This is a genomic window from Streptomyces sp. NRRL S-378, from assembly GCF_000720645.1.
In the GTDB taxonomy this organism is placed as follows: domain Bacteria; phylum Actinomycetota; class Actinomycetes; order Streptomycetales; family Streptomycetaceae; genus Streptomyces.
Map to the genome: position 1 here is coordinate 135776 of NZ_JOBX01000011.1, position 20692 is coordinate 156467.

General features: G+C 73.0%; 15 protein-coding genes and 1 pseudogene. 2 read left to right on the forward strand and 14 right to left on the reverse strand.

From position 1 onward, the window contains the following. Nucleotides 1-155: 155 nt before the first annotated feature. The 9 genes from IH80_RS40720 to IH80_RS0110695 form a co-directional block, all read right to left on the reverse strand. The gene (locus tag IH80_RS40720; RefSeq protein ID WP_030959546.1) at nt 156-845 is read right to left on the reverse strand and encodes a 4'-phosphopantetheinyl transferase superfamily protein; all 690 of its coding nucleotides are present in this window, start codon (nt 843-845) and stop codon (nt 156-158) included. Continuing rightward, complete coding sequence (locus IH80_RS0110650; RefSeq protein WP_030959547.1) at nt 842-5584, reverse strand: type I polyketide synthase; 4743 nt, start codon at nt 5582-5584, stop codon at nt 842-844. The genes IH80_RS40720 and IH80_RS0110650 overlap by 4 nt, the downstream gene beginning before the upstream one ends. Then, the gene (locus IH80_RS0110655) at nt 5581-7980 is read right to left on the reverse strand and encodes an MMPL family transporter (RefSeq protein WP_063757272.1); all 2400 of its coding nucleotides are present in this window, start codon (nt 7978-7980) and stop codon (nt 5581-5583) included. Before IH80_RS0110655 ends, IH80_RS0110650 begins: the two co-directional genes overlap by 4 nt. Before the next feature lie 914 nt (nt 7981-8894). Beyond that, a complete protein-coding gene (locus IH80_RS0110665; RefSeq protein ID WP_030959553.1) occupies nt 8895-9149 on the reverse strand; it encodes a DUF6332 family protein in 255 nt (84 codons plus the stop codon). A 21-nt stretch (nt 9150-9170) separates the two neighbouring features. After that, the gene (locus IH80_RS0110670) at nt 9171-10172 is read right to left on the reverse strand and encodes a BtrH N-terminal domain-containing protein (protein ID WP_030959555.1); all 1002 of its coding nucleotides are present in this window, start codon (nt 10170-10172) and stop codon (nt 9171-9173) included. Between the two features lie 116 nt (nt 10173-10288). Next, nucleotides 10289-10810, reverse strand: coding sequence for a protease inhibitor I42 family protein (locus IH80_RS0110675; RefSeq protein ID WP_234432193.1), 522 nt, complete (start codon nt 10808-10810; stop codon nt 10289-10291). A 269-nt stretch (nt 10811-11079) separates the two neighbouring features. Beyond that, the gene (locus tag IH80_RS0110680) at nt 11080-11709 is read right to left on the reverse strand and encodes a GOLPH3/VPS74 family protein (RefSeq protein WP_030959557.1); all 630 of its coding nucleotides are present in this window, start codon (nt 11707-11709) and stop codon (nt 11080-11082) included. Nucleotides 11710-11935: 226 nt separating this feature from the next. Next, a complete protein-coding gene (locus tag IH80_RS47135; protein WP_030959559.1) occupies nt 11936-12277 on the reverse strand; it encodes a hypothetical protein in 342 nt (113 codons plus the stop codon). A 345-nt stretch (nt 12278-12622) separates the two neighbouring features. Then, a complete protein-coding gene (locus tag IH80_RS0110695; RefSeq protein WP_030959561.1) occupies nt 12623-13738 on the reverse strand; it encodes an AI-2E family transporter in 1116 nt (371 codons plus the stop codon). A gap of 181 nt (nt 13739-13919) precedes the next feature. On the opposite strand from IH80_RS0110695, the gene IH80_RS0110700 reads away from it, so the two are divergent. Next, nucleotides 13920-14570, forward strand: a complete 651-nt coding sequence (locus IH80_RS0110700; RefSeq protein ID WP_037879467.1) for an ATP-binding protein — start codon at nt 13920-13922, stop codon at nt 14568-14570. On the opposite strand, the gene IH80_RS0110705 is transcribed toward IH80_RS0110700, so the two are convergent. Both IH80_RS0110705 and IH80_RS0110710 read right to left on the reverse strand, forming a co-directional pair. Further along, nucleotides 14563-16200 carry a flavin monoamine oxidase family protein gene (locus IH80_RS0110705; protein WP_030959564.1) on the reverse strand — a complete coding sequence of 546 codons (1638 nt, stop codon included), beginning with the start codon at nt 16198-16200 and terminating at the stop codon, nt 14563-14565. The genes IH80_RS0110700 and IH80_RS0110705 overlap by 8 nt on opposite strands. A 110-nt stretch (nt 16201-16310) precedes the next feature. After that, complete coding sequence (locus IH80_RS0110710) at nt 16311-17885, reverse strand: APC family permease (RefSeq protein ID WP_051809062.1); 1575 nt, start codon at nt 17883-17885, stop codon at nt 16311-16313. A 340-nt stretch (nt 17886-18225) separates the two neighbouring features. On the opposite strand from IH80_RS0110710, the gene IH80_RS0110715 reads away from it, so the two are divergent. Then, complete coding sequence (locus IH80_RS0110715) at nt 18226-19275, forward strand: M4 family metallopeptidase (RefSeq protein ID WP_037879469.1); 1050 nt, start codon at nt 18226-18228, stop codon at nt 19273-19275. Between the two features lie 112 nt (nt 19276-19387). On the opposite strand, the gene IH80_RS0110720 is transcribed toward IH80_RS0110715, so the two are convergent. From IH80_RS0110720 to IH80_RS0110730, 3 genes and pseudogenes are all read right to left on the reverse strand, one after another. Further along, on the reverse strand, nt 19388-19831 hold the full coding sequence (locus IH80_RS0110720; RefSeq protein WP_030959567.1) for a DUF2267 domain-containing protein: 444 nt from the start codon (nt 19829-19831) through the stop codon (nt 19388-19390). Between the two features lie 36 nt (nt 19832-19867). Continuing rightward, a complete protein-coding gene (locus IH80_RS0110725) occupies nt 19868-20263 on the reverse strand; it encodes a DUF2267 domain-containing protein (protein WP_030959569.1) in 396 nt (131 codons plus the stop codon). 118 nt (nt 20264-20381) lie between these two features. Next, nucleotides 20382-20666 (reverse strand): annotated as a pseudogene (locus IH80_RS0110730) (Hsp20/alpha crystallin family protein); the annotation flags it as partial. Nucleotides 20667-20692: the final 26 nt, after the last annotated feature.

Here is a 20692-nt window from a genome sequence, read left to right on the forward strand (position 1 = left end):
ACACCACGGCAGCATCCGGTTTCGGAGGCAGTGGTGGAGCCGGCCGAGCGAAGGTGACGTCGTGCGCCGGGAGTCGTCTGTGGCCCGCCGGCTGGTCCCCCGGTCGGCGTCGTTTTCGGGTCCAGGTGCGCGGGGTGCACGGCAGCCCGGGCCCTTCAGCGGTCGGTGGCCGGGCCCTGTGGGACGGGCGGGTGCGCCAGTACGAGGGCCAGGACCGTGTCGTCCGCCCGCCACACCATCGCGCGGCGCCGCCCGGCGAGGACGGGCGGCTGCAGACAGAGCATCACGACGCGGCGCGGGGCCGGGCCGAAGACGGAGCTGCGGTCCGCCTTGACGGCCGCCTCTTTCAGGGCCCAGGCGGCCGCCGCGGCCTCGGGCCGGCCCGTGCCGATCAGGGAGATCTCCGCGGGCGACAGGACGTGGTCCGCGGCGCGGTGCACCGCGGCGGCCGAGGCCGTCCTGCACAGGTCCACCCCCACCGGTTCCGGTGCCAGGGCAGCCGCCGCATGGCCGGCGGTGTGGCTGACCGACACGTGCAGCCAGGGCACCGGCAGACCCCCGACCACGAGACGGGGGCTGCCGTCATCGCGGGGCAGGATCTCCACCTCGCCCCACGGCACGGCGAGTGCGTCCCCCACCAGGCGCTTGGCGAGCAGCCGGCCCTGCGCCCACTCGGCCCGCCGCCGGGCCGGCAACGCCTCCAGCACCCGCCGCTCCGCCTTCGAGAGGGGCGGTGGCCGGCGCATGTCGGGGCGCCGGGCCACGACGAGTGCCGCTCCGCCCCACCGGTGGACCGCGCCCTGCGTGATCGTCGGGAAGGCCGGGTGCCCGGCGCCGCGGATCATGCGGCGGCCACCGGGTCCAGCCGACGCAGCTCCTGCGCCAGTACGGTCACGGTGTGCCGGATCTGCACGGGGGTGTGGTCCCGCGTGACGAAGAAGCGCAGCCGCGCCATCTGCTCCGGTACGGCCGGGTGGAGGATCGGATTGACGCTGACGCCCCGCCGCAGCAGGGCCTGCGCCAGCCGCAGTGCCTTCGGCGAGTCCCCGACGATGCACGGGACCACCGGCGTGCCGTGGCTGTCCCCGGTGTCGAGGCCCGCCTCACGCGCGAGGCGGACGAACAGTGCGGCGTTCTCCGCCAGCCGGACCACGCGCTCCGGCTCGTCGCGCAGCAGCCGCAGCGATGCCAGGCACGCGGCGGTGTCGGCCGGGGTCATACCGGCGCTGTAGACGAATCCCGGAGCGGTGTAGCGCAGGTACTCGACGACCGGGCTGCTCGCGGCGACGTAACCGCCGCAGCTCGCCAGGGCCTTGGACAGCGTGCCCGACCACAGGTCGACGTCGCAGCGGTCGATGCCGAAGTGCTCACCGACGCCGCCGCCCGTCGCGCCGGTCGTTCCGATGCTGTGGGCCTCGTCGACCATCAGCAGCGCGCCGTGCCGCTGCTTGACCGCGACGAGGGCGGGCAGGTCGGCGATGTCGCCGTCCATGCTGTAGACGCCCTCGATGACGACGAGGACGCGCCGGTACTGGTGGCGGACCTGCCCGAGCAGAACGTCGAGTGCGGCCGCGTCGTTGTGCGGGAACGGCCGCCGGGTCGCGCCGGAGAGCCGGCAGCCCTGGAGGATGCTGTCGTGGGCGAGGGCGTCGTGCACGACGAGGTCGCCCGGCCCGACGAGATGGCCGATCACGGTGACGTTGGTGGCGTGCCCGTTGGCCAGGGTGACCGAGGCCTCGCACCCGAGGAGGCGGGCGAGTTCGGCCTCGAGTTCCGAGTGGAGGGGGCGGCTGCCGGACAGCAGGCGGCTGGCGGACACCGAGGTGCCGTAGGTGTCGATCGCCTCCTTGGCTGCCTCGTTCACCCGGGGGTGCGTTGCCAGACCCAGGTAGTTGTAGCCGGAGAAGGAGAGGAACTCCCGGCCGCCGATGACGGTCGTGTCCGTCAAACCGGCCTCGTGAACGAGGAAGTACGGATTGGACAGTCCGGTGCCGGCGAGGGCGCCGACGCGCTCGGCGTGGGCGGTGACCTCAGGAAAGCGGTCGATGCGGGTGTGCTCCTCGGGCCGCGGCGCAGGGGCGCCGGGGTCGGCGGGCGGGTCCGCCTCGGGAGCCGGGGGCGGCGGTTCGTCGCCTCCCGCGCGCGGTTCGGGAACGGGCCCCGGTGCCGGCTCCACGGTGACGCGGGCGACGCCGGCGACGGCCGCGGCGAGGCCGCCGACGGTCGGCCGGTCCGCGTCGTGTTCGTCGAACGTCCACTGCGGCCACTGCCGCCGGAGGGCCGTGAACAGGTCGGTCAGCATCAGTGAGTCGAAGCCGAGCTCGTCGGTCAACGACTGCTCGGGGCGCAGGTGGTCCACGGGGAACGCGGAGATCCGGGCTATCTGCGCGTACACGGATTCGTTGACCTCCGCGGCGGCGGGGGCGGCGGGAGCGTGCTCCTGGCCGACCGGAGCCGGCTCCTCGCCGACCGGAGCCGGCTCCTGGCCGACCGGGGCGCGGGCGGTCCCGGGGAAGCGGGACATGGGCTCCATGTGGCCCCGGACCAGCTGTCGCAGATCGTCCATGGGGTGCACCACCGGGTCGTCCACGGGGGCCTCCCCGGGTGCCGCCGGCCGGGCCGGCCGCGCCGCGGCCGGGTCCGCGTTCGACGGGGACGCGTACGAGGGGTCCGCGTCCGCCGGACCCGTCGCATGCGACGGGTCCGGCGGCGGGGGCGCCGCCTTCGGCGGAGCCGTCCGCCCGGCCCAGTACGGCTGTCCTGCGAGCCTCGCCACCGGCAGGTCGACCGGGCGGGCCTCCTCCGCCGGAACCAGCACGCGCGGGTCGACCGGGACGCCCAGGACCGCGAGCCGGGCCAGAGCCCGTACGAAGGCCCGTCCGCTGTCCGGCGTCGTGCCGGTCGCGGCGACGACGTGGACGTCCTCCCGGTCGGCGAGGTTGCGGCGGACCGGGTCGAGGAGCGAGCCGCCCCCGCTCACCTGGAGGAACAGGCGCGCCCCCGTGTCGTACGCGGCGCGCACGGCGTCACCGAACCGCACCGGCGCGGACGCGTGCCGGGCCCACAGCTCGCGCAGCTCCTCCGGGGCGGTGCACGGGGCCCCGCTGACGGACGAGACGAACGCCAGGCGGGGAGGGCTCACCCGGCGGCCGGCGAGGCCGGCGCGCACGGCCTCCTCGGCGCAGACCAGCAGCGGTGAGTGGAAGGCGTCGGACACCTCCAGCGCCACGGTGACGATGCCCGCGTCGGCGCAGGCCCGCCGGACGTGGGCGAGACCCTGCGGCGTGCCGCTGAGCACGACCTGCCGCGGGTGGTTGAAGCAGGCGAGCCACACGTCGTCGATCCCGTCGGCGAGCCTCCGGCAGGTCTCCGGGTCGCTCTGCACGGCGATCATGCCGCCCCGCGGGCCGTTCCCCGTCCGCCCGAGGGCCGCGCCCCGGTGCGCCAGCAGCCTTACGGTCTCTTCGCCGGTGAGGGCCCCGGCGGCCGTGGCCGCGGCGAACTCCCCGACGCTGTGGCCGAGGGCCAGGTCCGGGACCACGCCGCAGTCGGCGAGCAGCCGGGTGGCGGCGATCTGGACGGTGCCGAGGAGCGGCTGGCACACCTCGGTGTCGGCGAGCCGCTGCCTGAGCTCCTCGACGGTACCGCCGCCGCGGCCGTCGCCGGGCGCCGTCCCGCCGTACAGCAGCGCGGTGGGATCGAAGTCCGTGTCGCAGCGGACGACGGAGCCGAGCGCGTCGGCCACGGTCCGGAAGCCAACGAACCGTTCGTACAGGTCCCGCATCATGTCCGGGCGCTGGCTTCCCTGGCCCGGGAAGACGAAGGCGATGCGGCGCTGCGCGGCGGGCAGGGGAGCGTCCGCCGCGAACGCGCCCTCGCCGAGGTCGCCGCGGGCGCCTTCGGCCAGGCGCCCGCGGGCCCGCAGCAGCCGCCGGGCGAACTCCTGTGTGTCGGCGGCCACGATCGCGAGCCGGGCCTTGAGCGGCTCACGACCGCCCAGGGTGTGCGCCAGCGCCGCCACCGGCGTGCCGGGGGCTCGCTCCACCGCGTCCAGCACCTCACCGATGTGCAGGTCGAGCAGCTCGGCGGAGCCGGCCGAGAGCAGGACGACCTGCGCAGCGTCCTGCGTGCCCCGCGTGCCGCCTGCGGTCACCGGCCGCGCGGGTGAGGCGGGGGCCGGTGCGGATGCCGGTACGGGAGCCTCCTCCAGCACCACGTGGACGTTCGTACCGCCGAAGCCGAACGAGCTGACGGCGGCCCGGCGTGGAGCGCCCGTACGCGGCCAGGGCCGTGCGGTTTCTGCGAACCGCAGACCCGCGGCCCCGATGCCCAGATCGGGATGCGGGGTGGTGCGCGGCTGCGGCACGATCGTGCGGTGGTGGACGACCAGGGCCGTCTTGATCAGTCCTGCCATGCCGGCCGCGGCCAGGGAGTGCCCGATGAGGGCCTTGCCCGCGCCGAGGTAGCAGAGCGAGGGGTCGTCGTCGGGGTACTCGGTGCGCAGCCGGCGCAGCGCCTCGATCTCGACGCGGTCACCGGCCCGGGTGGCGGTGCCGTGTGCCTCCAGGAAGCTCACGGACGACGGGGGGAGGCCCGCGTCCTGGTACGCCCGGCGCAGTGCGCGCAGCTGGCCCTCGGGCGCGGGAGCCAGCGGGCCCGGGGAGGCACCGTCGTTGGCGCAGCCGACGCCTTTGATCACCGCGTAGACGCGGTCGCCGGCGGCGAGGGCGTCCGCGAGCGGCCGGATGACCACGGCCCCGGCGCCCTCGCCGAGCACGAACCCGTCGGCCTCCTCGTCGAACGGGCGGCACACCCCGGTTGCGGACAGCGCCCGCAGCGTGGAGAAGCCGATCAGGCTGTCGGGGGTCAGGTTGACGTAGACGCCGCCGACGACGGCGATCCGGCAGCCGCCCTGGCGCAGCTGTGCCACGGCCTGGTCCAGGGCCACGAGGGAGCCGGAGCAGGCGGCGTCGACGGCGAAGCTGGGGCCGCCGAGGTCGAACCGGCGGCTGACCGTTCCGGCCGCCATGTTGAGCAGGCTCCCGGGCAGGCTGAAGGGCTGTACGGTGCCGAGCCGTGCGGCGTGCTCGCGGACCGCGTCGAGGACGCCGTCGGCGTCGCCGTCCCCGTCGCAGATCGCGGACCGCCGTGCCTGGTCGGCCAGGGCGATGGCCCGGATCGGGGCCGTCATGACGTCCTTGTAATCGGACACCGACATCGCGCAGAAGACCCCGGTGTTCTCCCGGTCGAAGTCGCCCCTGCCCAGTCCCGCGTCGTCGAGGGCCTCGCGGGTGACGTCGAGCATCAGCCGGTGTTGCGGGTCCGTGGCCCGCGCCCGGGCGGGCGGCATCCCGTGGTGCAGGGCGTCGAAGCGGTCCACGTCGTCGAGGAAGGCGACCTGGTCGGTGTAGGCGGCGTGCGGGGCCGACGGAGCGCCGGGGTCGTGGAAGACGTCGTGGTTCCAACGCTGCTCGGGGACCGCGGAGAACTGCCGTTCCCCGCTCATCAGGAGCTTCCAGTAGGCGCGGATGTCGTGGGCTCCGGGAAAGCGGCAGCCGAGTCCGACGATGGCGATGTCAGTCATGACGGGTCTTCCTTCTCGTGTTGCCCGGGCCGGACGGCCGGGGTGGTGGGGACGGTGCGGGTGGTATGCGCGGCGGCGTACTCGCGGTCGGCCGCGGATGCGGGCCGGGGGCCGGGGGGTACGCCCGGAGAGGGGGATCGCGCGGGCCGCGGCGGGCCCGCGGCGCTCTGCGGCAGCCGGGCGTGGGGCTCCGGGGGCGGGAGGGACTCCCGGGGCGGCGACGTGGGGTGCGACGGCCTGCGCCGCAGTGGCCACGGCGTCCACCAGTTCAGGCCGCCCGCCAGACGCATGAGCGCCGGTACGAGCACGCCCCTCACGAGCGTCGCGTCGAGGAGGACGCCCAGACCCGCGCCGATCCCGAAGAACTGCAGGAGCGAGACCCGGGAGGTGCCGAAGCCGAGCAGGGTGAAGGCGAGCAGTGCTCCGGCCGTGGTGACGATGCCGCCGGTGCGGGCCATGCCCGAGACGATGGCGGAGGCGTCGTCCTGCCCGGCGTCGTGCGCCTCCTTGATGCGCGCGAGGACGAACACCTCGTAGTCCACCGACAGCCCGAAGACGATGCAGAACAGCAGCACGGGCATGGTGGTGCTGAGCGGACCGGGGGTGAAGCCGAGCAGGTCCCGCAGATGGCCGGCCTGGAAGATCCACGTCATGGCACCGAGGACCGCGGCGAGGCTCAGGGCGTTCAGCGCGATGGCTTTCAGCGGCAGCAGCAGGCTGCGGGTGAAGCCGAGCAGCAGCACGAAGGTGGTCGCGGTGATCACGGTGAGGGCCAGCGGGATCCGGTCCCCCACCGTGTCCTTGGCGTCCACCAGTACGGCACTCGGACCGCCGACGAGGACCTCGGTGCCGGCCGGGCCGGGAATCGCCCGGATGTCGCGTACGAGCTGCTGCGCGGCGCGTGACTGCGGGTCCACCAGCGGTACCACGGACAGCCGGGCGGGGTCGGCGGAGGTACTTGCGGAACCGGCGGAACCGGCGGACCGGGTGGAGCCGGGCAGTGGGGCGGGCGCCCCGTCGCGGAAGGTGCCCCCGGGCGTCACGACCTGGGCGACCTGCGGCAGTGCGGACAGCTCGCGGGCGTGGTCCTCGCGCGCCGACGAGGAGGCCGTACCGGTGGTGACGACGGTGAGCGCGCCGGCGCCCTTCATGTCGAAGGCGTCGCGCACGAGGTCGCCGGTCTGCCGGGCGGACGAAGCCGTCGGCAGCGCCCGGTCGTCGGGGGTGGCGAACCCTGCGTGGGCGAACGGCCCGGCGAGCAGCGCCAGCAGCCCGACCACCGGCAGCGCCGCCAGCAGCGGACGGCGTACGACGATCCGCGCGAGCCCCTCCCAGAACCGTGAGCGGGATCCGGCGTGGACCCGGCGGCGCCAGGGGACGGCCCAGGCGTTCACCCGTTTCCCGAGCAGCGCGAGCAGGGCGGGCAGCACGGTCACGGCGCTCACCGCGGCGATCACCACGACGGCGATGCCCGCGTAGGCGAAGGACCGCAGGAAGTAGGGCGGGAAGACCAGCAGGGTGGCGAGCGCGGCGGAGACGGTCGCGGCGCTGAAGACGATCGTGTGGCCGGCGGTGCGCACGGTCCGTACGGCGGCGGTGCGCGGTGCGTACCCGCCCGTCAGCTCCTCACGGAAGCGTGAGACGACCAGCAGGCCGTAGTCGATGCCCAGGCCCAGGCCGAGCGCGGTGGTGAGGTTCAGCGCGAAGACGGACACGTCGGTGACGCTGCCGAGGACCTTCAGGGCAAGCAGGGTCCCGACCACGGCGAGGACGCCGACGAGCAGGGGGAGGGCCGCGGCCACGACGCTGCCGAACACCAGGACCAGCAGGACCAGGGTGCCGGGCAGGACGACGGCTTCGGCCCGCTTCAGATCGGATTCCGACAGGTGCTGCAGCTCGGCGTCGACCAGCGCGGACCCTCCGACCCGCACTGTCAGGGCAGCGGCCCCGGATCCGGTACCGGACCGGGTGGTGAGCCTGGTGAGCTCCTCCCGCAGTCGCTCGACCCGTGCGCCGAGCCGGTCCCCCTCGCCGTCCACGTGCGCGACCAGCATGGCTGCGCGGCCGTCCCGGCCGCGCAGCTCCGCCGCGCCGCCGCTCCAGTACGAGGTCACCGCACCGACGTCCGGCTCGGCGGTGAGACGCCTGGTCAGGGCCTCGCCCGCAGCCCGGGCGGCCGGACTGTCGACGGAGCCGGCGCGGGCCTGCGCGACGACGACCAGGTTGGGCGGGGACCCCGAGTGCCGGGCGGCGAGGATGGCGGCTCGGCTGGACTCGGACCGCGGGTCGTCGTACCCCTGGGTCTTCAGCCGGCCGGTCGCGTCGGCGCCGAACACGGCCGACAGCAGCAGGAACACGAACGCGGCGAGGAGGACCAGTCGGGGGCGACGGGTCACAAAGCTCCCTGCACGACGGAACATCGGGTCCTCCGGTCCGGATGGCATGTCGCTCCTGCTTTCCGCAGGACGGTCGATTGCCACCCTGCCCGGGGCAGGGAAGGAGCCGTAGTCCCGGCAATTCGTCACTTGACAGACGACGGGAACGGAGGGCTCCGCTTCGGCGCGATCTCCATGCCGGTCCAGCACCGGCGGGCCCGCTCCCCTGCCACGCACCGCGATGGCGCGAGGCGACGCTCACGTCACTGGGCGACTGCCGCGGCGGGGAGCGGCTCCGGCACCTGGAGATGCGCTCCCGCGTGCAGCGGGGCCCGGAGGCGCACCGCACGCTCGCTGATCACTGGTACCGCGAGCTGACCGCGGCCCTGCCCAAGCCTCGACTCGACATCGTGCTCGCCCTGTTGGCCCCCACCACGCCTCAGGACCCCGTCCCCGCCACGGCCCTGGCCCACGCCGAGCTGCGCCTGCTCATCTCCACGCCCGGTTTCACCCGCTGGACCCAGGACCACGACGAAGAGGGGAGGGACGGCCCGGCCTTCTCCGCGGAGATCGACGAAGCCGCCGCGCTGACGGCCGCCGCTCGGCCCCGAGCCTGCCGCCGGGCGCCGGGGGCGCGGTGGACGCGTTCGTGTCCGCCCACGGGCGCGCCCGGCGGGAGTCGGACATCCCCGCCTTCCGGGCACACCTGCGCGGGCCGGTGTCGCGGTCATCCGGCTTCGACTCCCGGTGGGAGGGGTACTGGGCCCTGGTCGGCACCGCTACGGCCGGGCCTGTCCTCGACACGACCGGGGCACATCGGTGGCTCACCGACGGACTGTCGATGTCGATCGCCGCAACGAACACCTGGGCAGTTCTTACGGATCGCGCCCGGGCCGTCCTCGGCCTGGACCGGCAACGAGCGGAAGGGGCCGTATTCAGTGGCCCGTTCGGCGCTGCACGTCGAACCGAAGCAGCACGCGTACCAGACGCCACACTCCGGCCACTGCCCCGAGCAGTGCGCCCCCCACCAACACGCTTTTCTCTGCTGACCCAGAGAGACCGAAGGCCTGGACAAGGCACCAAGCGGCGGCGAAGACCACCGCAGCCAGCACGGCGGCAGTCACCAGGGCGAAAACGATCTCCACCGTCATTGCGTCCTTTTCCCACCGCGACTCACGTCCCATGTCCATGCTCCAAGTCTCACATCGCGGTCAAGCCACCGTGCCCGCGTCGAGGCGTCTGAGCTCGTGCATGGCCTCGCGCTCGATACGCGCCAGATCGCCCATGACCGCGCCGGCCTGGGCGAGGCACCGGGCATCGGCCCCTTCACCAGCCTCCTTGATCAACGCCGCTGCTTCCGTCCAGAGGACGGCTGCCTCGGCGTACAACCTGTGCCCGGTACGCAGATGGCTGCTGTCGAGCAGATCGGTGCATTCAGCGAGGAAGTCGCGGTAGAGGTTGCGAAACAGGGCACCCCCCGTGCCGGCCTTCTCCATCATCAGAGCCGCCTGGGGCAGGTCCCGCTGCGGATCATCGGTGCGCTGGAGCCAGGTGCGCACCAGCCGGGCGGCCTTCTCGATGCCGCGGTGGCCCAGGTTGGCGATGGGCGGGTCGAGGAAGGCGTCCGCGCAGGCGGTGACGGCCGGGATGATCTGTCCGCGCGGGGCGTCCATGTTCGTCGGAGCGGTGAGAGTGAAGGACCGGTGCCTGGCACTCATCGGCCCCCGCGCGGCCCTGGCCCGAGCGAGGCTGGACAGGCTGGTGGAGACCGCTCCGCCTTGCTGCTCGGTGTCCACCAGACGGGCGCAGCGGTCGTCATAGCCGTACAGGGCGACGATGTGGCCGCCGAAGTGGACTTTCGAGCCGAAGTAGTCCAGGTGGTAGCTGTCGAGCTGGAGTCCGACGGGGTGGCCGGCGTCGATCGCGGCCGCCACGTTGTCCCATGCCTTGCGCGGGGAAGTGGTCTCCTGGACCCGGAGTTGCAGCCCGAGCCGGGCGGCCAGGTTCCGAGTGAGCTCGAAAGGCTTGACCCGCCCTCCGAGGAAGGGAAAGCCCATGTTCTTGCTGTCCCAGTAGACGAAGGACAGCCCTGAGCCGAGACCGAACAGCATGGGCTCGGACAGATCGAGTCCCTGGTGCCGGAGCAACAGCCCCAGGGTGGTCGTCTCGCAGTGCTGCGTTCCGCGGGCATCGATGTCGGTCACCGTGGTCATGCGGTGCTCCCCTGGACGAGGTCGATCGGGCAGGTCGTCCGTTCATTCTTGCGCTGCCCCTGACGCCCCGACGGGCACGGGTGCCGGGCGGTCCTGCTCGTCGTGCCCGCCGCGGATCAGTCGACCGTGACGGTGTAGGTGATGCGCTCGGGCGCCGCTGAGGAGGTGGCCGTGCCCGTGGCAGGGGAGGCCGAGGGCTCGGCTGCCCCGGGGGGCAGGGTCGAGGTGTTGCCCTGACAGGTGGTGAACGTGCAGTGCAGCAGCGTGAACCGAGTGGTCCCCTTGGCCTTGGCCTCGAAGGTGAAGGTGAGCCGGCCGCCGGCACCGGCCGCTGCTTCCTCGCCGGCGTGCGGGGCGTGGTCCTGGCCGCGGCTGACGAGCACGGAGCTGTCGGGCCCAGGGGCGACCAGGTACCAGTACTCGCGGGTGGAGGCGTTCTGGTCGACGGTGAGGGTGAACCGCTCCCCCGGCTCGGCGGTGATGCTGGTGTCCCCGACGGGACGGCTCGTGGTGCCGCCTGCCTGTTCGTCGGTGCCGGAGCCACAGCCCGTGACGACAGCGAAGACCGCGGCCGCCGCGATCACCGCACCGGCCCTGCTGCTGCGGAAGGTGCACGCCGTGCGGGTCGGGGAGATCACTGTCGTATGCCTTGCCCGTGGAGCCGTTGATGAAGTCGTCCTCGCCACCCGGTGGTCAGACCTCCGGGGCGGTACACCTGCAGCATGCCACCCTCCTGAATGAGGGTCATCAGGGGGTGGCCTGCCGCGGCACCCCCGGCTTCCTGCCACCGCCTCCCGGCATCAGGTGTCTCCCTGGGGATGTGACAACCGGAAGCGACCGGGCGCGGCGCCTTCGCAGGACCGGGCGACGTCCGGCCACGTCACCGGGGACGGTCACGAAGGGCAACTCACGGGACGCGCCAGACGTTGGCGAAGGCGGCGTTCTCGATGGACCGCCGCTGCTGTACGGCCGCGAGCTCCGTCACCGCGTCGTTGACGACAGCCAGGACGGTCGTCACCGCCTCATCCGGGAGACCGGGCTCGGTCCTGCCCCCGGCCTCGGCTCCCGCATCGCCTTCGGCGCCCCCGATTCCCACGGCGGAGCCGAGGGCGGCGAGGACGGGCTCGCCCTCCTCCCACCGCCCGTGCGCCCGGCGCCGGACGGGCGTATCGGCCGGCTCCAGCCGGTCGTTGCCGAAGGGCAGCAGGCCGCGGCGCCCCCGTGTCAGCTGGCCGGCCTCCTCCAGGGCGGCCTGGTACGTCGCCGCGAGGTCCCGGCCGCGGCGCCACAGCCAGTCCTCGACGCGCTCGTACGGCGCCTGCCGGACGAACGTCGCCGTCGCCTCGACCAGGAGGGGATCGTGCGGCTCGGTCTCCGCGCCCGGCACGATGCGGTCGCCGTCCAGGGCCGCAGCCTCCGCTCCAAGGAGGTCGACCAGCTCAGCGCCCGCGAGCGCCAGCGACAGGTCGCCCTGTCCGACAGGGCGGTCCGGCTCCTGCTCCATGGCGATGATGAACAGGTCCTTGGCCGTACTCATGGGTCCTCCCCGTCAAGGTCAGCGGAAGGCGGCTCCGCCCATCGTCTTCCCGTAGTAGCACCAACGCCCACCACGGCGTCCGCGTTCCCCGACCCGCCCGATCCACTCCTGGAGCAGGCCCACGGCAGCGGAGCGCGCCGATCGCAGCGTCGAAGAAGCCGACGGCGGGGTGTGACGGGAACCACTCGCCTCCTCCCTTCGTAACTCGGTAGAAGTGCCTGATTTCTCAAGGTGAGGATGGCGGGTAATGGATCCGGTATCGGTGGGGCTGCTGGTGGCGCTGGCCGGCGAGGTCGCCGGCGAGGTAGGCCGACAGGGCTGGGCGGGGCTGGGTGCGCTGGTGCGGCGCCCGCTGGGACGGGATGGTGGGCAGGCCCCTGCGATCGGTTCCGGCGAGGCGGAACTGACGCGTCTTGCCGCGGATCCGGGCGAGCAGGGCCGGGCGCAGGCGCTGAGTACGGGGCTGGCGGTGCGGGCCGCGGTGGACGAGGACTTCCGTGCCGGTCTCGCGGCGTGGCAGGAGCAGGCCACCCTGGTGCGTGCCGGGGACGGGGCGGTGGCGAATCACATCAGTGGCGGTACCCAGAACGGGCCGGTCCTCCAGGGCAGGGAGTTCACCGACCTCGCCTTCACTGCCGCGCCTGCGCCTGCATCCTCCTTCGGTGGTGCCGGGGACGGCGCGGCGGACTCGACGCGTCGACCGGCGTGGAGGCCGTCGGCGCGGGCGGCGCGACCAGCAATACGATCGCGGGCGGGATCTTCTTCAGGGAACCGGGCGACCGCCACGGCGAGGAAACGGCGCGGGAGGCGTGGGCCGTCACCCACAACGAGCGCTGGCTGAGGCAGAGCTGACGTACCGGAGCAGGAACGGACCCCGGGAGGCGGCCGCATCGAGCACCCGGGGTCCACGGTTCTATGACGGGCCGGCAGCGGCGGGGAGCCCTTCACCGGCTTCCGGCCCAGGTGCTGGTTCGCTGAGCTGGTCGCGCAGGTAGTTCCAGACGACGGCGATGAGTGCGGCCACCGGTACGGCCAGCAGGCTGCCCACGACGCCGGCCAGGCTGCCGCCCAAGGTGACGGCCAGCAGGACCACCGCCGCGTGGAGACCGAGGCTGCGGCTCTGGATCATGGGTTGGAAGACGTTTCCTTCGAGCTGCTGCACCGCGACGATGATGGCCAGGACGATCAGCGCGTCGGCCGGACCGTTCGACACCAGCGCGATGAGCACCGCCACCAGTCCGGCGAAGAGAGCTCCCACAATCGGAACGAACGCAGACACGAAGGTCAGGACTGCCAACGGCAGGACCAGGGGCACGCCTACGATCCACAGGCCCAGGCCGATGAACACGGCGTCGAGGAGCCCGACGAACGCCTGGGAACGGACGAACGACCCGAGGGTCTCCCAGCTGCGCGCGGCCACGACCGGAATGTCGGTGGCGAGGCGGCCCGGCAGTTGGCGCGTGAGCCATGGCAGGAAGCGGGGGCCGTCCTTGAGGAAGAAGAACATCAGGAAGAGCGCCAGGACGGCGGTGACGAGGCCGCTGAAGACGGTGCTCACCCCCGTGGCGACGGTCGAGACCGCGCTGCCGACGCTGCTCTGGAGACGGTCCATCGCGGCGTCGGTGGCGCCCGTGATCTGGTCGTCGCCGATGTTCAGCGGCGGCCCGGCCGCCCACTCGCGCAGCCGTTGGATGCCCTCGGTGACGCCATCGGCCAGTTCGCCCGACTGGGAGGCCACGGGGACGGCGATCAGCGCCACGACACCCGCGGCGGCCAGAAGGGACAGCACCGTCACCGCGGAGGCCGCCGGCGCGGGCCGCCACCCCCGGCGACGCAGGAACGCGGCGAGGGGCCAGGTCAGGGTGGTCAGGAACAGGGCGATTATGAGCGGCCAGACGACCGACCACATCCGGCTCAGAACCCACAGGGTCGCCGCCGCCATGACCGCGACGACCAGTACTTCGGCGGAAACCCGTGCCGACGTACGGAGTGCGGCAGCGGCCCGTGTGGAACTCAGAATGGCAGACATGACGTCACCCTAGTCACGCCGATCGGCACTGGAGCAGGGCCCGGGCCCTGTTCGCAGTGGAGCCCCCGCAATCAGCCGGTGGCTGCGACGCTCCGAGCCCGTTGTACGCCGGGGTGGCGCTGGGATGCGCGCGGCCGCTCGCATGCTGCGGCCGTGCTCGAACCCGACGGATACTCGTCGCATGGACGGAACAAGGACCTCCTGGGTCAACACCACGCACGACTGGGCCGGCACCGTGGACGAGGACCACCTCGGCCGGATCCGCCGGAGACCCGCGGAGTTCGCGCCGGGCGGGCCCGAACACCTCGTTCTCGAGATCGTCGCCTACGCTGCTGACGAGGCGGCGAGCCGGGGCGGAGGACGGTGTGTGGTCACGCTGCATCCCGACGGCTCGGTGTCGGTGGAGGACGACGGCCGGGGAACCGACACGCGGGTCGACGAGCACGGTCACGTGGTGAAGAAGCCTGTCATGGCCACGAAGGACCTCCGGTTCTTCGACCTCCCGGAGACGGAGCGCCTTCCGGACGGACATCCGCGTCGCGGCATGTCCGTCGTCGCAGCGCTCAGCGAGTGGCTGACGCACACCAACCGCCGTCTCAACGGGTCCTGGACCCAGCGCTACGAGCGCGGCATCCCCGTGACCGGCCTGCAGCCCCTCGCGGCCGACGGGGCCACGGGGACCCGTGTCCGCTTCCTGCCGGACGAAGCCCTGCGTTCGCGGTGGTCGTTGACCGACGGCGATGTGGTCCGGTGGTCCGAGCACTGGCCCCACCTGGCCACCCGCCTCGACGATCAGCGCGAGGGCGAGCCCTGGGTCCGCCGGCTCAGGTGAGGGCGGCGATCACCTCCCGCGCCGCCCGTTCACCCTCGGTGGCTCCGCCCTCCATGAAGCCCTGGAAGTCGTAGCTGCAGTGCTCGCCGGAGAGGTGGACGTTGCCCTGCGCGGTGCCCTCGTACTTCGCGTACCGGTGCAGGTACCCGGTCGGCCAGTACGAGTACGCGCCCAGCGAGTAGGGGTTGCGGTGCCAGGCGGAGAGCTGGGCCCGCCCCGTCCATGCGGCCTCGGTACCGGGGAAGAACGCGTCGATCCCGTTCAGCATGCGGTCGGCGAGCCGCCGCACGTACGGGTCGGACTCGGTGGCGAACGGTGTGGCGGGGGTCAGGGCGCGCGCCAGGGTCCCACCGCCGTACTGGAGCAGGATCCCGCCGGTGCCCGGCTGGAGCTTGGTGGTGTCCCAGGTCTGCTGGACCTCGGAGTCGGTGAAGCAGTCGCCCGCCGACACCCCGGGCCACGGGCCGGCGCCGCGCCACGGTCGGCCGGTGAACTGCATGTTGAGCTTGGTGCAGGCACCCATCCGGGCATCGCGCAGCAGGTTCTTCATGAGGGGGTCGAAACCGGCCGCCGAGGTGTCGACGCCCTGGAGGACCGGCAGCGGCAGGCACAGGACGGTGTGGTCGGCCACGACCGTGCGGGTGGCGCCCGAGTCCTCGAAGGTGAGGGTCTGGGTGCCGTCGGCGTCGGCGCGCACGGCCACCAGCCGACGGCCCATGACGATCGAACCGGAGGGCAGGGCCGCGGCGATGGCGTTCGGCAGCTGGTCGTTGCCGCCGACGATGTGGTAGCGCTCGTTCGACAGGCCCCAGACGTTGAAGTTCCCGGGGTTGGGCTGGTAGCCCATCAGCAGGACCAGGGCGAGGGCGGACTGGTCGGTGGTGTCGGCCCCGTACTCGACGTTGTAGGCCACGTCGATGAAACGGCCGAGCGGCGAGTCGTGCCCGCCGGGGACCCGGCTCTCGATCCACTCGTAGAGGGTCATGTTGTCCAGGGCCGTTCCGGCGGGGGTGGTGGAGTTCCAGGACACCTCGCCGGATTCCTGGAGGTCGCGGTGCAGTTGCTGGTAGACGGCCTTGAAGTCCTCGTCGGCCCGGCTCCGGGAGTAGTAGGTGCCGTTGAACCACAGCACCTCCTCGGCCCCGTTGGGGCCGCCGCCGAGGAAGTCCTCGGTCCGCAGGCCGAAGCGGCGGCAGAGCTCCAGCATCTTCTTGTGGCTGGTGTCGATCAGTTCGCCGCCTATTTCGGAGGTCTGCCCGTGCGCCCAGTGGTCGCGCTGCGTCCACATGCGGCCGCCGACGCGGTCGGGGTCGGCCTCGTAGACGGTGCACGGGATGCCCGCGTCCTGCAGGGTGAGGGCGGCGGTGAGGCCGGCGATGCCGGCACCGACCACTGCGACACGGGCCCGCCGGGGCCTCGTGCCGCCGGGGGCGGGCGCGGGGGTGGCGGCGCGGGCCGGGGCGGCGGCGACGCCCGCCACGGCGGTGCCGAGGCCGAGGGCGGCCGCCCGCCGCATCAGCTCCCGGCGGCCGAGGCCGCGCACGTCGGCGACGGGCAGGCACAGGCGGTGGGCGGCGGCGTGTTCGGCGGTGAGCCGGCGGAGGGTGTGCATGAGGGGCGTACGGGCCATGGCGGGGGCTCCTTCGCGGGGTGGGCGACTGCGGGCCGGGCGTACGTGGCCGAGGGGTACGGGGATCAGGCATACGTGGGTCAGGCGTACGGGGATCAGGCGTACCCGGATCAGGCCTTCGCGTGGGACGCGGACAGGCCGGTGGTGCCGTCGGAACCGGGGCCGGCGCCTTCGTCGGCACGCTCGGCGGCGTCCTCCAGGACGATGCGGCCGATGACCTCGTAGCGCTCGGGCGCCTTGACCTTGAGCCACAGGCCAAGACCCAGTCCGCCGAAGAAGACGGCGCCGACGATCCAGGGGATGAGCTTGAAGAAGACGGAGCCGGCGGCGGCTCCGGCCGCGGTCTCCATGTTGACGACGAGCAGGATCACGACGGCTGTCATCCCGATCCCGCCGAGCAGGGGCGCGGTGAAGGTCCTGAACCAGTGCCGGTCCTCGGGGTGGTTGCGGCGGAAATAGCCGATGACGGCGAAGGAGCACAGGGTCTGGACGATCAGGATCGCCATGGTGCCCAGGATCGCCAGCAGCGTGTACAGGTGAAGGTACGGGTCCTGGCCGGCCAGCCAGAAGCCCGCGACCAGGGCGACGGCGATGACGGTCTGGACGACGGAGGCGATGTGCGGGGAGCCGTGGCGCGCGTGGGTCCGGCCGAGCGCCGGGTGCAGGAAGCGCTCGCGGCCGATGGCGTACAGGTAGCGGGCGGCGCACTGGTGGAAGGCCATCCCGCAGGCGAACGAGCCGGTGAGCAGCAGCCACTGGAAGGCGTCCACGGCCCAGGCCCCGATGAAGTGCCGGGTGGGGGCGAAGAAGAGGTCGAGGGGGTTGGCGGAGGCGGACAGTTCCACTGACCCGGTCAGGCCGCTGCCGGCGATGGTCATCCAGGAGACGTAGATGTAGAAGAGGCCGACTCCGACGACGGAGATGAGCGTGGCCCTGGGGATGACCCGCTTGGGGTCGCGGGACTCCTCGCCGTACATGGCGGTGGACTCGAAGCCGACCCAGGACCAGAAGGCGAAGAAGAGGCCGAGGCCGGCGGAGGTACCGGTGAAGGCGTTCCGGGGGTCGACCGGCTCGACGGGGATCCCGTCGGGGCCGCCGCCGGCGATCAGTACGGCGGTGGCGACGGCGAACAGGACCGCGATCTCGGCGACCAGCATCACGCCGAGGGCCTTGGCGGTCAGGTTGATGTCGAAGTGGGCGAGGCCGGCGGTGACGGCGAGCATCCCGGCCGCGTACAGCACCCAGGGGAGGTCGACCCCGAGCTGGTCGTGGACCGTTGTGCGGGCGAAGTAGGAGAAGACGCCGACGATCGAGGCCTCGAAGACGACGTACGCGAGGACGGCGAGCATGCCGGAGGCCATGCCGGCGATCCGGCCGAGTCCGTGGGAGATGTACCCGTAGAAGGCGCCCGCGGCGGTGATGCGCTTGGCCATGGCCACGTAGCCGACCGCGAAGACGGTGAGGACCACGGTGGCGAAGAGGTACCCGGCGGGGGCGCCGGTTCCGTTGCCGAAGCCGACCGCGATGGGGAGGTTGCCGGTCATGGCGGTGATGGGGGCGGCAGTGGCGACGGCCATGAAGACGACGCCGACCAGGCCGACGGAGTTGGCCTTGAGTCGCTGGACCTCGACTGCGGGGCGGACCGCCCGGGTGGATGGGGGGGTGCCGGTGGAACCGTTGGGCATGTCGTCCTCTTCCGCTCGTGCTGCGTGTCCCGACGTGAGGCGGGCCACTCTGGCGGTGCGTGACGCAGCCCACAATCGGCATGCGGTCCGGTAATCGCCCGCTCGGGACGACGAGTTGTCGGGGCATCAGGAGCGGTTCGTACGCCGCCGGCGAGGGCGTCGCGCCCCTGTCCGGCGACCGGCCCGGGGGCTACCCGGGGCTGCCCGGGGGCGGCCCGGCCGGTAGAGGTCGATCTGGACCTTGTCAGGGTCTGTTCAAACCGGGGGCCGGTGGGCGATGATCACGCCCGCCCCACCCACTGCCTTCCCCACCGCGCCTTCCCACCCCCGGAGGATGTCCATGACCCGCCGCACACCCCGCGGCATGCTCGCCGCGGCCACCGCCACCGTGGCGCTCTTCTCGCTCGCCGGCCCGGCCACCGCACAGTCGTCGGCCCCGACGGCCGGCTCCGCCGCCCCGCAGGGCCGGATCTTCAGGGTCAACCCCGTCCAGGCCACGGGCGACCAGGCACTCACGGACGGCAAGGACGCCGATTCCGCCGTCCCCGCCACCGCGTACGCCCTGGCCGCGCTGCGCAACCTGGACGGCAGCGGCGGGCTCCACGGCCGCTGGTCCTCCGTGCGCTCGGATACCGGCCCGTCGGCCAGGACCGGCGAGGCCGCCGGCTACACCCGGCACGACGACCGGTTCGAGCAGGTCATGGCCTACTTCTGGGTCAACGAGGCGCAGGAGTACCTCCAGTCCCTCGGCTTCGGTACGGAGTTGCCGGGCGCCAACGACCGGGTGCAGCCCGTACGCATCAACCAGTGGGGCGCGGACAACTCCTTCTTCACCGACAAGAAGGACGAGATCCGCTTCGGCAAGGGCGGGGTCGACGACGCCGAGGACGCCGAGGTGATCGTCCACGAGTACGGCCACGCCGTGCACGAGGCCCAGGTGCCCGGGTTCGGCACCTCGCCGGAGGCAGGCGCGATCGGCGAGGCCTTCGGTGACTACCTGGCCGTCGCGGTCGGGGAGAACGCCGGGGTCCGGTACGGATGGACCCGCCGGACCGAGGTGGGCTGCGTCGCCGACTGGGATTCGACGGGCTACAGCGCCGCCCCGCACTGCCTGCGCCGGATCGACGGTTCCAAGGTCTACGCGGACCGCGTCGGCGAGGTCCACGCGGACGGCGAGATCTGGTCCCGGGCCCTGTTCGACATCCGTGGCGCGCTCGGTGCCCGTACCGCGGACCGGATCATCGTGAACGCGCAGTTCGGCTTCGCCCCCGGTACCGGTTTCGCGGACGCGGCCCGGACGACGGTCGCGACCGCCGAGCGGATGTACGGCGCCGCGGCCGCGCAGCAGGTCCGCGCGGCCTTCGCGGCCCGGGAGATCCCCGGCGTCTGAGCGGGCTCGGTCCGGCGTCGTCCACCCGGGCGGCGCCGGACCTGTCCTGTGCGACCGCGACCGGGCGTCGGCGGTGTCCGCGTGCCTGGGCGGTGAGCGGGGTGCGGACGGATCAGGCGGCAGTCCGGGGCCGGCACAGTTCCGCCTGTCCGAAGAGGAGGGCGTAGCCGTCGGGGAGCCGCTGCAGGATCCGTGCGAGGAGGTCGGGTCCGGCGAGGCGGGCGACGACGGCGAGTACGGCGCCGGTGTCCCAGCGGGCGACGGCGGGGCTGGTGTTGGTCCGGGTGGCGAGGTCCTTGACGAATCCCCATCCGGTGAGCCGTTCGGTGTCGGGAATCTGTGCGGTCAGGGCGAGGGCGGCTTCCACGGGCAGGGCCTGGGCGAGGTCGACGCGTTCGTCTCCGGTGATCTGCCGGCCGAGGGCGGCGAGTACGGTGCGGACGGCTTCCTCGGCGCGTTCGAGGGTGGGGTGGGCGCCTTCGTGGCGCACGCGTTCCAGCATCTGCTCGAACGTCATGGCGGGCCGGGCCTGCTTCGGTCGAGGCTGGGCGTACATGATGCTGCGGTTGCCTTTCTCGTCGACGGCGGGCGGTCAGGTGGGCTGGGGGTGGCCGAAGAGGAGGTCGTAGCCGGGCGGGAGCTGGAGCAGGGCTTCGCGGACGAGGACGTCCCCCGCCGCTGCGGCCACGGTGGACAGGACCGCGCCGATGTCCCACAGGGCCGTTTTCTCGGTGGCGCCTTCGATCCAGGCCGCGGTCGCGCGGACGAAGCGCTCCGGGGAGAGCGGCTCTGCGGCCTGCAGGGGGTTGAGGAGGATCAGGGCGTAGGTCTCGGGGAGGCGGGCGGCGAGTTCGGCCCGCACGGTACCGACCAGGTGGGCGCCCAGCAGGGCCAGGACGACGCGGGCCACTCGCTCGGCTTCTTCCTGGGTTCGGTACTCGCCGCGTTCGCGGACGTGGTCCAGGAACGCTTCCCGGCGCATCGACATCTCACGTCACCTCCGGAGCGGGGGTGAAAGGGGGCGAGGGGTGAAGGGGCTGGGGGTGCGGAGGACGGGGCCGGAGGGGGGTCGGGGTCCCCGTCCTCCGCCGTTGGTACCGGTCCGGTCAGCCGGAGATCTGCTTGCGTCCGGATTCGCCGCCGATGGCGATCTTCCGCGGCTTGGCACGTTCTGCGATAGGGATCCGCAGGGTCAGGACGCCTGCCTCGTAGTCGGCCTCGATGCGCTCGGTGTCGAGGGTGTCGGCCAGCATGACCTGGCGGGAGAAGACACCCAGGGGCCGCTCGGAGAGCTCCATCTGCACGCTCTCGCCCTTGGCCGCGGGGCGGCGCTCGGCCTTGACGGTCAGCATGTTCCGCTCTACGTCGACGTCGATCGCCTCGGGGCTCACGTGTCATCGAGACGATGACAAGCGGG

What these genes read in the sequence shown, in the direction of transcription:
- IH80_RS40720 (WP_030959546.1), bottom strand. Translation starts at nt 845, where the DNA reads ATGATCCGCGGCGCCGGGCACCCGGCCTTCCCGACGATCACGCAGGGC.
- IH80_RS0110650 (WP_030959547.1), bottom strand. Translation starts at nt 5,584, where the DNA reads ATGACTGACATCGCCATCGTCGGACTCGGCTGCCGCTTTCCCGGAGCC.
- IH80_RS0110665 (WP_030959553.1), bottom strand. Translation starts at nt 9,149, where the DNA reads ATGGACATGGGACGTGAGTCGCGGTGGGAAAAGGACGCAATGACGGTG.
- IH80_RS0110670 (WP_030959555.1), bottom strand. Translation starts at nt 10,172, where the DNA reads ATGACCACGGTGACCGACATCGATGCCCGCGGAACGCAGCACTGCGAG.
- IH80_RS0110680 (WP_030959557.1), bottom strand. Translation starts at nt 11,709, where the DNA reads ATGAGTACGGCCAAGGACCTGTTCATCATCGCCATGGAGCAGGAGCCG.
- IH80_RS0110695 (WP_030959561.1), bottom strand. Translation starts at nt 13,738, where the DNA reads ATGTCTGCCATTCTGAGTTCCACACGGGCCGCTGCCGCACTCCGTACG.
- IH80_RS0110700 (WP_037879467.1), top strand. Translation starts at nt 13,920, where the DNA reads ATGGACGGAACAAGGACCTCCTGGGTCAACACCACGCACGACTGGGCC.
- IH80_RS0110705 (WP_030959564.1), bottom strand. Translation starts at nt 16,200, where the DNA reads ATGGCCCGTACGCCCCTCATGCACACCCTCCGCCGGCTCACCGCCGAA.
- IH80_RS0110710 (WP_051809062.1), bottom strand. Translation starts at nt 17,885, where the DNA reads ATGCCCAACGGTTCCACCGGCACCCCCCCATCCACCCGGGCGGTCCGC.
- IH80_RS0110715 (WP_037879469.1), top strand. Translation starts at nt 18,226, where the DNA reads ATGACCCGCCGCACACCCCGCGGCATGCTCGCCGCGGCCACCGCCACC.
- IH80_RS0110720 (WP_030959567.1), bottom strand. Translation starts at nt 19,831, where the DNA reads ATGTACGCCCAGCCTCGACCGAAGCAGGCCCGGCCCGCCATGACGTTC.
- IH80_RS0110725 (WP_030959569.1), bottom strand. Translation starts at nt 20,263, where the DNA reads ATGTCGATGCGCCGGGAAGCGTTCCTGGACCACGTCCGCGAACGCGGC.